This is a genomic window from Pseudomonas sichuanensis (assembly GCF_003231305.1).
GTDB lineage: Bacteria > Pseudomonadota > Gammaproteobacteria > Pseudomonadales > Pseudomonadaceae > Aquipseudomonas > Aquipseudomonas sichuanensis.
In genome coordinates, this window is the sequence record NZ_QKVM01000013.1 from 58,010 (window position 1) to 72,805 (window position 14,796).

A 14,796-nucleotide genomic window follows, 5' to 3' on the forward strand; every position below is an offset into this window, starting at 1 on the left:
GCGTCACCATTCCAGGATCATGTCGGGAGCGGGGCTGATGCGCTGGTTGAAACGCAGGGTCAGGCTATTGGCCGGTTTTTCACCGATCAAGCGCTGGCTGATGTGGCCATCGTCGAGTTTGTCCTGGCGGACCCTGAGGTATTCGTTGTAGCTGACGCGCACACCGAAGCGGCTGGCCCATCGAGTCGTGCCGTCCTCCACGCTGGTCACCGGGGCGAAGGCCGGCTTGCCGGTGCTGTCCAGCGGCTCGACGATCAAGTACCAGCTTTTGCCGCGCAGGCTGTTCTCGCTGCACCCGGACGCTTCATAGCAGCGCTCCACGCCGGACTTGATACCGGGGCGGTCGATCAGTTCGAGGGTCAGGGGCTCGGTGGCGAAGTCCAGGTAGTCCTTCAGCGCTGCAAGTGTAGCGTCCGCCTTTTTCAACTGCAGCCTGGCAATGTCCTTGCCGGCCGACTCGGCCCAGGTCTTCATCTGCAGGCGCTCGGCGGCGGGCAATGGCATGGCCTTCAGACGATCCAGCAAATGGCGTTGGAGATCGAGGCTGGCGTAGAGATGATCCACGCGATTGAGCCTTTTTCTGGCGCTTTCCAGTTGCTTGCGCGGTGTCGACAGCTGCTGCTGTGCCCTCTGGATGCGAGCCTGTAGCTGGGCGCGGTTTTCGCGGGTGATCGGGTCTGGGCGATCGAGGGTGAAAGGCAGGCTGGCGCTGGGCAGCAGGGGGTCGATTTTCGCAACCAGCGCGGCCACCAGGGGTTGCGGTTGTTGCTCCAGGCGCGCCTTCACCTGCCCCAGCCGTTGTCGTTGCACGGCAATGTCTTGGTTCAACTGCTCGTTGATCCTGGCCAATCGGTCGGCGCTTTGACCCACCCTCGTGTTCTGGGCCGTGTCCACCAGGTGGTTGATGCCCAGGCCAAGGGCGCAGGCCATTACGCCGCATGCTGCCCAGATCATCAGTTTGCGGTGGGCCATGGCCAGGCGCGTCAGCAGGCGTTGTGCGAAGTTCAAGGTTGGGGCCTCGAACATCAGCCGACGCGAAAAGAACGCGCGCACGCCTTCCTCGATCTGGGCGTCCTCGTAGTGGATGCCGTTGTTCTGGTAGTAGGCGCGGATCCGCTCGGCCACCTCGGCGCGGCGCCGAGGCAGGTCAAGGTGGTCCTGCAGTTCCATGTCCCGGTGACGCAGTTCGTCGACCAGGGCCATGGCCCCCATCTGTTCGGAAAGTGAGACGGTCATTGGCGGCCCATCAGAAGCTGGCGGAGATGATCTGTTGGCCGTTGTCGGCCGGGTTGTCGAAGGCGCTACCGTCGAGGACGCGACGGTCGAAATTCCGGTTCATGCTGTAGGCATCCTTGCTGCCGATGACCGGTTTATCGACGCGCCCCTTGGCCTGCTTGGCTTGCTGTGCTTGCAAGTACTGCGCGTGGCTGACCTGTACGCCGAGGGTGTCGGCAAGCGCGATCTCGCCGGTGCGGCCGTTGGCGAGTGGCATGGTCACCACCTTGCCCTGCGGGTCGCGTGCCTGGAATGCCAGGAACCATGCCTTGCCGTCATCGCTGCCTGGTTTGCACACCGAGGTCTTGCGGCAGCGTTCGTAACCAGACATCTGGCCGGCGCCGTCGGCGATGCGCAGTTGCAGTTTTGTCTCTGTGAAGTCGGCATAGACCTGCAGCTCTCGCAGGGCCTGGATAGCCCTGTCCGGTCCATGGTCGGCCACCAGCGCGCCAGTGGAGCGGGCGAACGGCAGCAGCTTGGCTCGCACGTCACCCGGCAACGGCATGGCCTCCAGGCGGGCCATCAGCGCAGTGTATTGGTCCAGGCGAGCCTGGTGCGCGGCGCGGTCTGCTTCTGGCGTCCAGCTTGGCGCCGCCATCCCCAGGCCGTTGCCGGTGGCCTTGGTGACTGTGGCCGGTTGGCTGAGCGCGGCGGGTTGGCGCACGTTCGCCGCCAGCAGGGCACCGCCCAGCAGGGCGACCCACACCAGCACCCAGGCCAGCAGGCTGCGGCGCAGGAATATCCCGGCCAGCAGCCGGCGGGGCCAGGCCAGCGTCGGCGCCTCGAACACCAGGCGGCGGGCGAAGAACGCCTTCACCCCCTGTTCGATCAGGCTGTCGTCGCAGGCGATGCCCTGGCGCTGGTAGTAGCCGCGAATGCGCTCGGCAACTTCCGCGCGGCGCCGCGGCAGGTCCAGGTGCTCCTGCACCTGGCGTTGCTGTTGGCGCAGCTCGTCGACGAGGGCCATGGCCCCCATCTGTTCGCTGAGCGAGCCTTGGCTCATTGCGCGGCCTTGGTCAGCAAGGCGGCGAAGGCGCGCTTGGCGTCTTCGACGGCGTTGGAGATTTCCAGCGCGGCCTTGCTCGATTCGGCGCGGTAGGTTTCGGTCAGGCCCTGCATGTCGTTCTGGAAGTCCAGGGTGGCCTGGGCCAGGGCGCGTACCGAGTCGACGCGGATGGTCGAGCCGTAGCTGGCCTTGACCGCGGCGCCGAGCTGCTGGTTGCCGATTTCGCCCAGCGCTTCGAGGCCCTTGCTGATGCCGTCGGTGGTGGCGTTGAGGGTGTGGGTGGCCTCGGCCATGCCCTGGTTGGCGGTGAACGACACGGCCAGGCTGGTCAGCACCACTTCGTTGGTGGAGAAGAACGAGACCATGCGCTGGTATTGGCGCTCCTTGACCACGTGCACCTGGCTGATGCGGGCGAACACCAGTTCGGCGGTGTTGTAGCCGACACGCAGGTCGTCGGCGATGTCCTTGACGATCTGGTAGCGCTTGTCTTCGTTCTGCAGGGCGCGCACCGCTTCGTCGCGTTGCAGCTCCAGCGCCGCGCGTTGGGCCGGCTCCTGGTTGGCGGCCGCAGCCACCGTGGCGTTGGCGGTGTCCAGGGCACTGGTGCATTCCTGCAGCGACTGGCCGGCGATGGCCAGCACCTGCTGGGCGTCCACTTCGGCAGTCTTCATGGCCAGGCGGAAGTCCATGTACGACTCGAGGATCAGGCCCTCGCGGGTGATCTGGTCGCTGGCGGCCTTGCACACATCCAGGTAGTGCTTGCGGATGTCCTCGAAACGGCTCGGGATCGAGCCACGGCGCAGGTTCATCCAGGCCATGCTGAGGCGTTCGAGGGTGTCCAGGCGGCCATCATCCATCCACGAGGCCATGGCCGAAGCATCCTCGCGAATCGAAGTGAAGCTGTCGGTGATGTCCATGTAGCGGTGCGAGATGTCCATGCCGGCGATCTGCTCGCGCACGGTCTGGTTGAACACCGTGGCCTGTTGCAGCACGGCAGCGATACCGGTGACCCGCTGGTTGTCGTAATGGGCGATCTTGTCCAGCAGGACCATCACCGGCGCTTGCTGTGCCGGTTGGCCGAAAGTGATGCCGAGCTTGCGCAGGCCGTCGAGGGCGCGTTCCAGGTATTGGCTCATGGTTGTCCTTGCATGAGGGGGCGGTCGGAAAGGGTGGCGTTCGGGTTGCCGGGGAGCAGGCGCAGGGCGGTGATGGTGCCGAGCACGGTATTGAGCGTCTGGGCTCTGTTCATGTACTCGACGATCAGTTGCCGGTAGTTGGTGTCGTCGCGGTACTGGTCGGCCAAGGGGTAGCGCAGCTGGCAGGGGCAGTCGTCCAGGCTGGGCTGGGTGTGGCAGCTGCAGTCGCTGGCGCAGCCGGCGTCGCCCCGCAGGCGCTTGCCCAGGGCGGACTCGAAGGTGCATGCCTGTTCGTACAGGTCCCTGGCCTGGCCGACGCGCTGGCTGGCGCTGTCCAGGCGCCGACGCAGCTCGTCGAGCTCCTGCTGGAAGCGGGTGGCCTGCTGGGCGCCAATGGCGGCCCATTGGGCGAGCGCCTGGTTGAGGCTGTCGGTCTTGAGTTCGAACCTGAGCCAGCGCAGGGCATCCTGGCTGTCGCTGTCGGCGCATTGTTCGAGCAGGTCGATGTCCTGGCGGACACGCTTGAGGTGCTGCCGGGCGGCGATCACCTGGCGTGCCAGGGCTTCGGTCTCCTGGCTGAGCGGGTCCTGGTCGGCGGCTGGCAGGCTACTGCGCTGCAGTGCGGTCAGTTGCCGTTCAAGCTCGGCAATCTGCTGATCGCAGGCGGCCAGGCGGGTGGCGTCCTGTTCCAGCATGGCGCGCAACAGCTGTTCGTTCTGCTGGTTGCCGACGAAGTTGCACTGCCGGGCGAGCCAGTCGTCCATGCGCCGTGACAGCACATTGCGTTGGTAGTGTTGCGTGCCGTACTGGCGCAAACGCAGGTAGGCGTAGATCCGGTGCTGGCTGTAGGCCGCCAGTTTGCCGGTGCATTCATCCACCAGTGGCTGGTGGTCGGCGGCGATCTGCTCGCGCTGCTGGCGGGCCTGTTGCAGTTGCTGCTGGCTCTGGTGCAGCGCAGGGTGCTGGCGCTGTTCGGCGAGTTGGCGACTGCGGCTGGCGGCGAGCCGCTCCTGGGCCTGACGGAACAGGGCCAGTTGGTTGTCCAGGCTGGCGTTGGCCTGCTCGAGGCGGGTGAAGCCATCGTCTTCGCGGGCTTGGCGCTGTTCGAGGATCTGGCGAATCTGCGCAGCCTCGAAGGCCGTGTCTGCGATGTCATAGAGCCCACAGAGGATGCGGGCCTGCAGGTGCAGGTGCTGGTGGTGCAATTGCGCGCAGTTGCGCTGTTCGCGAGTCAGCCGGCGCAGGTAGTCGCGGCTGTTGTCTTCGGCGAGCGCTGCGAGGGTGCCAGGTGTCATGGGGCGAAGCATCCGTGTCCGAGTGTCTATGTCGATACGTGAACGGATGAGTCCACTGGCCGTCATCCGTGATCGAAGCGGTGGAAGTTCGGCAGTATAACCATGATTGCAGGCGAAATGATGGCGTCGTCTGACACACCTTGCTGGATATTTCGGGCATAAAAAAACCCGCATCCGAGGATGCGGGTTTGCAGGCGAGCAGGGCGGGTTTACGCTGCCTTGGCTTGCTGTTGGCTCAGGGAGCGGTTCAGCGCGCTGAACAGGGCCTTGAAGCTGGCGGTGGTGATGTTCTCGTCGATGCCCACGCCGTGCACCGGGCGACCGCCCGCAACGCGCAGCTCGATGTAGGCCGCGGCTTTGGCGTTGGTGCCGGCGCCGATGGCGTGCTCGTTGTAGTCCATGATTTCCACGGCCACCGGCAGGCCGGCCACCAGCGCTTCCAGAGCACCGTTGCCCTTACCGTGCCAATGCAGGGTGGTCTCGCCTTCACCGGAGACTTCCACTTGCACGTGGCTGCTGCCGTTCTCTTCCTGCAGGCGGTGGCTGACCAGCGCGTATGGCGCATTGGCTTGCAGGTATTCCTTCTGCAGCAAGGTGTAAATCTGCTTGGCGGTCATTTCCAGGCCCAGGCGGTCGGTCTCGCCTTGGACCACCTGGCTGAACTCGATCTGCATGCGGCGTGGCAGGCTGATGCCGTATTCCTGCTCGAGCAGGTAGGTGATGCCGCCCTTGCCCGACTGGCTGTTGACGCGGATCACCGCCTCGTAGCTGCGGCCGATGTCGGCCGGGTCGATCGGCAGGTATGGCACCTCCCACAGTTCGCCGTCCTGCTGCTTGGCGAAGCCTTTGCGGATGGCATCCTGGTGCGAGCCGGAGAAGGCGGTGTGGACCAGGTCGCCGACGTACGGGTGACGTGGGTGCACCGGCAGTTGGTTGCACTCCTCGACGACCTTGCGCACGCCGTCGATGTCGGAGAAGTCCAGCTGCGGGTCGATGCCCTGGGTGTAGAGGTTCAACGCCAGGGTCACCAGGTCGACGTTGCCGGTGCGCTCGCCGTTGCCGAACAGGCAGCCTTCGGCACGGTCGGCGCCGGCCATCAGGCCCAGCTCGGTGGCGGCGATGCCGGTGCCACGGTCGTTGTGGCAGTGCAGGCTGATGATCACGCTGTCGCGGCGGCTGACATTGCGGCAGAACCATTCGATCTGGTCGGCGTAGATGTTCGGCGTGGCGACTTCGACGGTGGCCGGCAGGTTGAGGATGACCTTGTGCTCAGGGGTCGGGTTCCACACCTCGATCACCGCGTCGCACACCTCTTTGGCGAATTCCAGTTCGGTGGCGCTGAAGGTCTCTGGCGAGTACTGGAAGGTCCAGTGGGTTTCCGGCTGCTGCGCGGCGTACTTGACGAACAGCTTGGCGGCATTGACCGCGATGTCCTTGACGCCCTGCTTGTCCTGGTTGAAGACGATGCGGCGGAACGACGGGCAGGTGGCGTTGTACAGGTGGACGATGGCCTTCTTGGCGCCGCGTAGGGATTCGAAGGTGCGGGCGATCAGGTCTTCACGGGCTTGAGTGAGCACCTGGATGGTGGTGTCGTCCGGGATGTGGCCGTCTTCGATCAGGGTGCGCACGAAGTCGAAGTCGGTTTGCGACGCGGACGGGAACGAGGCTTCGATTTCCTTCACGCCGACCTGCACCAGGGTCTTCCAGAAACGCAGCTTCTTCTCCGAATCCATCGGCTCGATCAGCGACTGGTTGCCATCACGCAGGTCGGAGCTGCACCAGATCGGCGCCTGGGTGATGGTTTTCGACGGCCAGGTGCGGTCGGGCAGGTCGATGGTCGGGAAGGCGCGGTATTTCTTCGAAGGGTCTTTGAGCATGGTCATGGAAGCAATCCTTTTATGTGCGGCCGAAATCGGGCCTGCCAAACGATAACGAGATGAAAAGGCGAGGCGACGCGATTCACCCTGGTAGTCGTGCACTGACCAGGCAGAGGCTGCGGTGTTGTCGGAGAAGGATGAGGGTGCTGAAGGTTTTCATGTGCTCAACCCTAACCAGTGGGGTGGGGGATGGCAAGCACTGTGAAAAAATTGAGAGGAATGCTTAAAAAAGTAACTTGATCGAGATTTTCTGCTGAATTAATGCATCTTGTTGGTTTTGTTTTGCTCGATGCTTTTTTATTGCGCAAATCGCGGGGCAAGCCCGCTCCCACGTTGAAATGTGGCAGCCGTGGGAGCGGGCTTGCCCCGCGATGGCCATTCAGGGCTGGAACGCACCGATGAAAATCGCCGGATCCACCCGCGCATCATTGAGGCTGACGTTCCAATGCATGTGCGGCCCGGTGGCGCGCCCGGTCGAGCCCACTCGGCCGACCACCTCGCCACGGCGCAGTACCTGGCCTGGCTTAACGTCGATCTTCGACATGTGGCAGAACATGCTGATGAAACCCTGGCCATGGTCGACGAACACCGTGCGCCCATTGAAGAAGTAATCGCCCACCAGGATCACCTTGCCATTGGCCGGGGTCTTGATCGGCGTGCCGGCGGGCACGGCGAAGTCCAGCCCGGCGTGGGGGTTGCGCTCTTCGCCATTGAAGAAACGGCGCACGCCGAATTTGCTCGACAGCGGGCCATTGACCGGCTTGTCGAGGATCAGGTTGCTCGGCAGCGTAGGGCTGAAGCTGCGGTAGGCCTTCACTTGCTCGGCCAGTTCGCGGTCGATGCGCTTGAGGTCGTCGGGCTCGGGGTTGACCTGGCGCTTGTTCTTCAGGGTGATGTGCTGTTCAGGGTACTTCTTGCTGCCGACGGTGAAGGGCAGGGTGCGGCCACCTTGGGTGAGCACGGCGTTGCCGGGCTTTTGCGTCAGCGGGATGCCGACGATGGCCAGCCAGGTGTCCTGCTCCTTGACCACTAGCACCGGCTTGCCGTCGAAGCGCGCGCTCGGGGCGCTGGCCGCAGGGCCCAGGTCGACCACCGCGACGCCGCCGGGCACCGGCTTGTCGAGGGTGCGGGTGATGTAGCTGGCCTGGGCAGCGGTGACCGGCAGCAGCAGGAACAGGGCGAGCAGGGGGGCGAACAGGCGGGGCATGTGTCAGTCCAGTAGCGAAAGGGTGACCGGAGTCTGGTGGTTGTCCTCGACCCGCACTTTGAGTTCGCCTTCATTGAGGCGTGCGGTCAGGCGTTGGCCATTGTGGGTCTGGGCGGCGCTGCGAATGGCCTGGCCGCGGTCGTCGAGCAGGATGCTGTAGCCGCGGGCCAGGGTCGCCAGCGGGCTGACCACCTGCAGGGTCTGCAGTTGTGCCTGGAAGCGCTGGCGGCGGTCCTTGAGCACTTCGCGCATGGCCCGTGGCAGGCGTTCGCCAAGGCTGTCCAGGCGTTGCTTGAGCAGCTTCAGCGAACGGCCGGGGTGTTGCGCGGCCAGGCGGGTGTCGAGCCGGCCCAGGCGCTCGTGGCGGCGTTGCAGGCTGAGCATGAAGGCGCGGCGCATGCGCATGTCCAGGTCATCCAGGCGCTGGGCCTGTTGGCGCAGGCGCTCGCCCGGGTGGCGCAGGCGCCGGGCCAGGCCATCGACGCGCAGGCGGTCGTGGGCCAGGCGGTTCTGGATGCGCAGCAACAGACGCCGCTGCAGGCTGTCGAGGCGCTGTTGCAGGCCGCTGCTGTCGGGCGCCAGCAGTTCGGCGGCCGCCGACGGGGTGGGGGCGCGCACGTCGGCGACGAAGTCGCTGATCGACACGTCGGTCTCATGGCCCACGGCACTGACGATGGGCGTCACGCACGCCGCCACGGCGCGGGCCACGGCTTCTTCGTTGAAGCACCAGAGGTCTTCCAGCGAGCCACCGCCACGGGCCAGGATCAGCGCATCGAAGCCCTGGCGGTCGGCCAACTGCAGGGCGCGGACGATCTGCGCGATGGCCTCGCGGCCCTGTACCGCGGTGGGGATCAGGTTCAGCTCGACTTGCGGTGCACGGCGGCCGAACACGCTGATGATGTCGCGGATCACCGCGCCCGTGGGCGAGGTGATGATGCCGATGCGTTGCGGATGCACCGGCAAGGGTTTCTTGCGCTCGGTGCTGAACAGGCCTTCGGCGCCGAGTTTTTCCTTCAGGGCGTCGAAGGCCAGGCGCAGGGCACCGTCACCGGCAGGTTCCACGGTGTCGAGGATCAGTTGGTAGTCGCCACGGCCCTCGAACAGCGAGACTTTGCCGCGCACCTTTACCGCGAGGCCGTCGCGCAGCGCCTGGCGTACGCGCAGGGCGTTCTGGCGGAACAGCGCGCAGCGGATCTGCGCGCCGCTGTCCTTGAGGGTGAAGTACAGGTGGCCGGAGGCGGGGCGGGCGAGGTTGGAGATCTCGCCTTCCACCCAGACGCTGCGGAACACGTCTTCCAGCAGCACCCGGGCGCGGCCGTTGAGCTGGCTGACGGTGAGGACCTCGCGGTCCAGGCCGAGTCGTTCGAAAGGGTCTTTGATCATGGGGGGCATGATAAGGGGGAGCGTGGGGGGATGCCAGGGTTGAGATTGTTGCGGTGGGGTGGGGTGTGAGGCAGGTGGTGCATGGCGGGAGGTTGTATCAGGACATACAGGTGCATGGCGGAAGGTTTGCAGCGCTCTCGAGATCGAGCGCCGCCCGCGCGGCGCATCGCGGCACAAGGCCGCTCCTACATCTGTTTCGGGCCAGTCTCTCCTGTGCTATTACCTGGTCCGCCTTGTTGGTACGACGCGGTATTAAGGTGGGCACTGCTGAGGCTTCGCCAGGCTTGAGGCATGCACCAAGGCGGGCAGCGGTACTTTCACAGGCATAATTGGCCCGAAACAGATGTAGGAGCGGCCTTGTGCCGCGATGCGCCGCGCGGGCGGCGCTCGATCTCATAGGCGCCATAACCCTAAAGGCCTGCACCTGTTCGCCTCACCGCATTTCCACGACAAACACTCCCACGGACGACTCCAGGCCCCCAGCATGACGCTAACCCAACTCTCCCTCACCCCCCTTGACTGGCTCCCCATCCTGCTGGCGATCGCCGTCGCCTACATCGTCTTCGGCATTGCCGGCTTCGGTACCGCGCTGGTCGCAGGCCCGGTCCTGATCCACTTCATGCCCCTGTCGCGAATCATCCCGCTGCTGGTGCTGCTGGACTTCGTCGCCGCCTTCGGCAACCTGCTCCCTTCGCGCCGGGATGTGGTGCGCAGCGAACTGCTGCGGCTGCTGCCGTGCATGGCGGTGGGCTGCACCTTGGGTGTGGTGTTCCTGCTGCATCTGAAGTCAGATCTGCTGTTGCTGCTGATGGGCTTGTTCGTCACGGCCTACGCCATCTACGGCCTGGCAGTGAAGGTACGCCCGGCGAATCTGTCGGGCCTGTGGGCGGTGCCGATGGGCACGGTGGGCGGCCTGTTCGGCGCGCTGTTCGGCAGTGGCGGGTTCCTGTACGCGATCTACCTCAGTGCCCGGCTGGAGGTGAAGGAGCAGGTGCGCGCCACCCAGAGCGCCTTGATCAGTTGCAGCACGATCGTGCGCCTGTCGCTGTTCCTGATTGCCGGTGTGTATGCCGATACCAACCTGCTGTTGCTCGCCGCCTGCCTGCTGCCGGTGATGTTCCTCGGGCTGTGGGTTGGCAGGCGGTTGACCCTGAAGTTGTCCCGCGAAGCCTTCGTGCGCCTGGTCACCTGGCTGGTGCTGGCCAGCGGCCTGGCGTTGATCGGTCGCTACCTGAGCGCGTGAGCAAGCGCTAGAATTGCGCCATTACCGCAGTCGGCAGGCCCGTTTCGTTCATGAACACCCAAAGTATCATCGTCCCCAAACTGTCCAGCGTGCCGTCCCACGAAGCCCGCTCAAGGGCCATCCTGCGCTGGCTGGTGCGCGAGAAGATCGTCGAGGAGCAGCTGACCACCTGCGGGCGTACCGGCAACCGCATGGGCCATGCCCTGGCCGAGGGGGCGCGCAAGGTTGCCCTGCACCCGGAGAAACTGCCCTTCGGCGAGCAGGTCAACGGCCTTGAGGTGGTGCTCAAGCGCTGCATCTACACCCCCACCGACGGTTTCCTCGAAGAAGCCGGCTGCCCGGAGTGCCGGCGCGAGGTCGGCGAGCCGCTGTTCGAGAGTCTGGAGGAGTGGACGCCGGGGGTGAGCGACAACTTCACCTGCCCGTTGTGCGGCTTCGAGGACGACATCAATGGCTTCCTTTACCTGCAGTCATGTGCCTTTTCCAACTTGGGGTTCATCTTCAACAACTGGGGCGAGGCCGGGTTTACCCAGGCCTTCCTCGACAGCTTTGCCGACTGGCTCGATCAGCCGGTGGCGGTGGTGCAGGTAAAACTGCCACAAGGCTGACCGAAGGCCCTTATTTTGCATTGAGCGGCGCGCCGTGGATGAGTATAATGGCGCGCTTCCATTTTTCCCTCCCGGGAGCCCCCGCGATGCTGCGTATCAGCCAAGAAGCCCTGACTTTCGACGATATCCTCCTTGTACCTGGTTATTCCGAGGTACTGCCCAATGAAGTCAGTCTCAAGACCCGTTTGACTCGTGGCATCGAGCTGAACATTCCCCTTGTTTCCGCTGCCATGGATACCGTGACCGAAGCGCGTCTGGCCATCGCCATGGCCCAGGAAGGCGGCATCGGCATCATCCACAAGAACATGACCATCGAGCAGCAGGCCGGCGAAGTGCGCAAGGTCAAGAAGTTCGAGGCTGGCGTGGTCAAGGACCCGATCACCATCGACGCCGACGCCACCGTGCGCGACCTGTTCGACCTGACCCGCCTGAACAACATCTCGGGCGTTCCGGTGCTGGCCAACGGTGACCTGGTGGGCATCGTCACTTCCCGTGACGTGCGCTTCGAAACCCGTCTGGACGCCAAGGTCCGCGAGGTGATGACGCCTAAAGAGCGCCTGGTTACCGTGCGCGAAGGCGCCGACAAGAACGAAGTCCGCGAGCTGCTGCACAAGCACCGCCTGGAAAAAGTCCTGATCGTCGACGACAAATTCGCCCTCAAGGGCATGATGACCGTCAAGGACATCGAAAAAGCCAAGGCCTACCCACTGGCGAGCAAGGACGACCAGGGTCGCCTGCGCGTGGGTGCCGCGGTCGGCACCGGCAAGGACACCGGCGAGCGCGTTGCCGCCCTGGTCGCTGCCGGCGTTGACGTGGTGGTGGTCGACACCGCCCACGGTCACTCCAAAGGCGTGATCGACCGCGTGCGTTGGGTCAAAGAGACCTACCCGCAAGTGCAGGTGATCGGCGGCAACATCGCCACCGGCGCTGCTGCCAAGGCCCTGGCCGAAGCCGGCGCCGACGCCGTCAAGGTCGGTATCGGCCCGGGCTCGATCTGCACCACCCGTATCGTTGCCGGTGTCGGCGTGCCGCAGATCAGCGCCATCGCCAACGTCGCCGCCGCACTGGAAGGCACTGGCGTGCCACTGATCGCCGACGGCGGCATCCGCTTCTCCGGTGACCTGTCCAAGGCCATCGTTGCCGGTGCTTCCTGCGTGATGATGGGTTCGATGTTCGCCGGTACCGAAGAAGCTCCGGGTGAAGTCGAGCTGTTCCAGGGCCGTTCTTACAAGGCCTACCGCGGCATGGGCTCGCTGGGTGCCATGGCGCAGGCGCAAGGCTCCTCCGACCGCTACTTCCAGGACTCCTCGGCCGGTGCCGAGAAGCTTGTTCCCGAGGGGATCGAAGGCCGCGTGCCATACAAAGGCGCCCTGTCGGCGATCATCCACCAGCTGATGGGCGGCCTGCGTTCGTCCATGGGCTACACCGGCAGCGCTACCATCGAAGAGATGCGTACGAAGCCTGAGTTCGTGCGGATCACCGGTGCCGGCATGGCCGAGTCCCACGTGCATGATGTGCAGATCACCAAAGAAGCCCCTAACTACCGCGTAGGCTAAGGCTTCCAGCAATTACCGAACGGGGCTGTCACAAACAGCCCCGCGTCGTTTCCGATTTCCACTGACGAGATTAAGTCATGGCCCTCGACATTCACGCTCACCGCATCCTGATCCTCGATTTCGGTTCCCAGTACACCCAGCTGATCGCCCGCCGCGTGCGCGAAATCGGCGTGTACTGCGAGCTGCACCCGTTCGACATGGACGATGAAGCGATCCGCGAATTCAACCCGCGCGGCATCATCCTCGCCGGCGGCCCCGAGTCGGTCCACGAAGCCAACAGCCCGCGCGCGCCACAGGCCGTGTTCGACCTGAAAGTACCGGTGCTGGGCATCTGCTACGGCATGCAGACCATGGCCGAACAGATGGGCGGCAAGGTCGAAGGTTCCGAGCTGCGCGAATTCGGCTATGCCCGCGTTGACGTGGTTGGCAAGAGCCGCCTGCTCGACGGTATCGAAGACCACGTCGACGATGACGGCGTACTGGGCCTGGACGTGTGGATGAGCCACGGCGACAAGGTCACCCAGATGCCAGGCAACTTCAGCGTGCTGGCCAGCACCCCAAGCTGCCCGATCGCCGGCATGTACGACGATGCCCTGGGCTACTACGGCGTGCAGTTCCACCCGGAAGTGACCCACACCAAGCAGGGCGGCCGCATCCTGTCGCGCTTCGTCCAGGACATCTGTGGCTGCGAAGCCCTGTGGACCCCGTCGAACATCGTCGAAGACGCCATCGCCCAGGTGCGTGAGCAGGTCGGTTCGGCCAACGTGCTGCTGGGCCTGTCCGGTGGCGTCGACTCTTCCGTGGTTGCCGCGCTGCTGCACCGCGCCATCGGCGACCAGCTGACCTGCGTATTCGTCGACAACGGCCTGCTGCGCCTGCACGAAGGCGACCAGGTGATGGCCATGTTCAAGGAGAACATGGGCGTCAAGGTGATCCGTGCCGACGCCGAGAAGCAGTTCCTCGACAACCTGGAAGGCGAAGCGGACCCTGAGAAGAAGCGCAAGATCATCGGCCGCACCTTCATCGACGTGTTCGACGCCGAAGCCAGCAAGCTGGACAATATCCAGTTCCTCGCCCAGGGCACCATCTACCCCGACGTGATCGAGTCGGCCGGCGCCAAGAGCGGCAAGGCCCACGTGATCAAGTCGCACCACAACGTCGGTGGCCTGCCGGAGGAGATGAACCTCAAGCTGGTCGAGCCGCTGCGTGAGCTGTTCAAGGACGAAGTGCGCAAGATCGGCCTGGAGCTGGGCCTGCCGTACGACATGGTTTACCGCCACCCGTTCCCGGGCCCGGGCCTGGGCGTGCGTATCCTCGGTGAAGTGAAGAAGGAATACGCCGACATCCTGCGTCGCGCCGACCACATCTTCATCGAAGAACTGCGCAAGGCCGACTGGTACCACAAGACCAGCCAGGCCTTCGTGGTGTTCCAGCCGGTCAAGTCGGTGGGCGTCGTCGGCGATGGCCGTCGCTACGCCTGGGTCGTGGCGCTGCGCGCCGTCGAGACCGTGGACTTCATGACCGCACGCTGGGCGCACCTGCCGTACGAGCTGCTGGAGACCGTCAGCGGCCGTATCATCAACGAAATCGAGGGGATCTCGCGCGTTACTTACGACGTGTCGAGCAAGCCGCCTGCCACTATCGAGTGGGAATAAGTTGAGCCACAAGGGCGCCGCAAGGCGCCCTTGTCGTATCTGGCCTCAGCCCTCGCGGTTGATCACCGCCTCGCAACGCACCGGGAAGTTCACCGAGTTGGCGATGAAGCATTCGTGATGGGCGTCTTCATGCAGGCGCAGGGCGACTTGCGGATCCGAATCATTGCTCACCACCACCTGCGGGCGCAGCACGATGCCGGTGAAATGCCCCTTGCGTTCGCCATCGCCTTCGACCATTCGGCCCTCGGGGTTGTCGCTGTACGCCAGCACATTCACGTTGTTCACCGCGCACAGGTGCAGGTACCACAGCTTGTGGCAGGCTGATACCGAGGCGAGCAGCAGGTCTTCGGGGTTCCAGCGGCTGCGGTCGCCACGAAAAGCCGGGTCGGCCGAACCGGGCAGCGCTGGCTTGCCCTGGGCCTCGACACTGAAGTCCCGTTGGTAAGCCGTGTAGCTGGTGGTGCCCTGGCCGGTATTGCCGGTCCAGTTCACGGTCAACGCGTAGGTATGTTCCTTCATGACCCTTCCTTGTGAGTGCGTATGGACGGGGGATGA

At 64.6% G+C, this 14,796-nt stretch carries 12 protein-coding genes; 4 read left to right on the plus strand and 8 right to left on the minus strand.

Annotated elements, in window-relative coordinates; all coding sequences use genetic code 11:
• Positions 1-3 precede the first annotated feature (3 nt).
• From DM373_RS09245 to xseA, 7 genes are all read right to left on the minus strand, one after another.
• Entirely contained in the window at positions 4-1,236 is a 1,233-nt protein-coding gene (locus DM373_RS09245) for a DUF6384 family protein (protein WP_157966830.1), read from the minus strand.
• A gap of 10 nt (positions 1,237-1,246) precedes the next feature.
• Positions 1,247-2,278: a DUF6384 family protein gene (locus DM373_RS09250; protein WP_110993270.1), complete on the minus strand. Its 1,032-nt coding sequence runs from the start codon at positions 2,276-2,278 to the stop codon at positions 1,247-1,249.
• Positions 2,275-3,417, minus strand: a complete 1,143-nt coding sequence (locus tag DM373_RS09255; protein WP_110993271.1) for a merozoite surface protein 3b — start codon at positions 3,415-3,417, stop codon at positions 2,275-2,277. Before DM373_RS09255 ends, DM373_RS09250 begins: the two co-directional genes overlap by 4 nt.
• Positions 3,414-4,712: a coiled-coil domain-containing protein gene (locus DM373_RS09260; protein WP_110993272.1), complete on the minus strand. Its 1,299-nt coding sequence runs from the start codon at positions 4,710-4,712 to the stop codon at positions 3,414-3,416. The genes DM373_RS09255 and DM373_RS09260 overlap by 4 nt, the downstream gene beginning before the upstream one ends.
• A gap of 209 nt (positions 4,713-4,921) precedes the next feature.
• A complete protein-coding gene (gene leuA / locus DM373_RS09265) occupies positions 4,922-6,595 on the minus strand; it encodes a 2-isopropylmalate synthase (RefSeq protein ID WP_110993273.1) in 1,674 nt (557 codons plus the stop codon).
• Positions 6,596-6,968: 373 nt separating this feature from the next.
• Complete coding sequence (locus tag DM373_RS09270; protein ID WP_110993274.1) at positions 6,969-7,796, minus strand: M23 family metallopeptidase; 828 nt, start codon at positions 7,794-7,796, stop codon at positions 6,969-6,971.
• Positions 7,797-7,799: 3 nt separating this feature from the next.
• Positions 7,800-9,179: an exodeoxyribonuclease VII large subunit gene (gene xseA, locus DM373_RS09275; RefSeq protein ID WP_110993275.1), complete on the minus strand. Its 1,380-nt coding sequence runs from the start codon at positions 9,177-9,179 to the stop codon at positions 7,800-7,802.
• Positions 9,180-9,663: 484 nt separating this feature from the next.
• Between xseA and DM373_RS09280 the strand changes: the two genes are divergently transcribed.
• The 4 genes from DM373_RS09280 (at position 9,664) to guaA (ending at position 14,241) form a co-directional block, all read left to right on the plus strand.
• Positions 9,664-10,422, plus strand: coding sequence for a sulfite exporter TauE/SafE family protein (locus tag DM373_RS09280; protein WP_110993276.1), 759 nt, complete (start codon positions 9,664-9,666; stop codon positions 10,420-10,422).
• A gap of 50 nt (positions 10,423-10,472) precedes the next feature.
• Positions 10,473-11,030: a sugar ABC transporter ATPase gene (locus DM373_RS09285; protein ID WP_110993277.1), complete on the plus strand. Its 558-nt coding sequence runs from the start codon at positions 10,473-10,475 to the stop codon at positions 11,028-11,030.
• 86 nt (positions 11,031-11,116) lie between these two features.
• Positions 11,117-12,586, plus strand: a complete 1,470-nt coding sequence (guaB, locus tag DM373_RS09290) for an IMP dehydrogenase (RefSeq protein WP_110993278.1) — start codon at positions 11,117-11,119, stop codon at positions 12,584-12,586.
• Positions 12,587-12,663: 77 nt separating this feature from the next.
• On the plus strand, positions 12,664-14,241 hold the full coding sequence (gene guaA, locus DM373_RS09295) for a glutamine-hydrolyzing GMP synthase (RefSeq protein WP_110993279.1): 1,578 nt from the start codon (positions 12,664-12,666) through the stop codon (positions 14,239-14,241).
• A gap of 45 nt (positions 14,242-14,286) precedes the next feature.
• On the opposite strand, the gene DM373_RS09300 is transcribed toward guaA, so the two are convergent.
• Positions 14,287-14,760 (minus strand): OsmC family protein, encoded by a 474-nt coding sequence (locus tag DM373_RS09300; RefSeq protein WP_110993280.1) that lies wholly within the window; start codon positions 14,758-14,760, stop codon positions 14,287-14,289.
• Positions 14,761-14,796 lie beyond the last annotated feature (36 nt).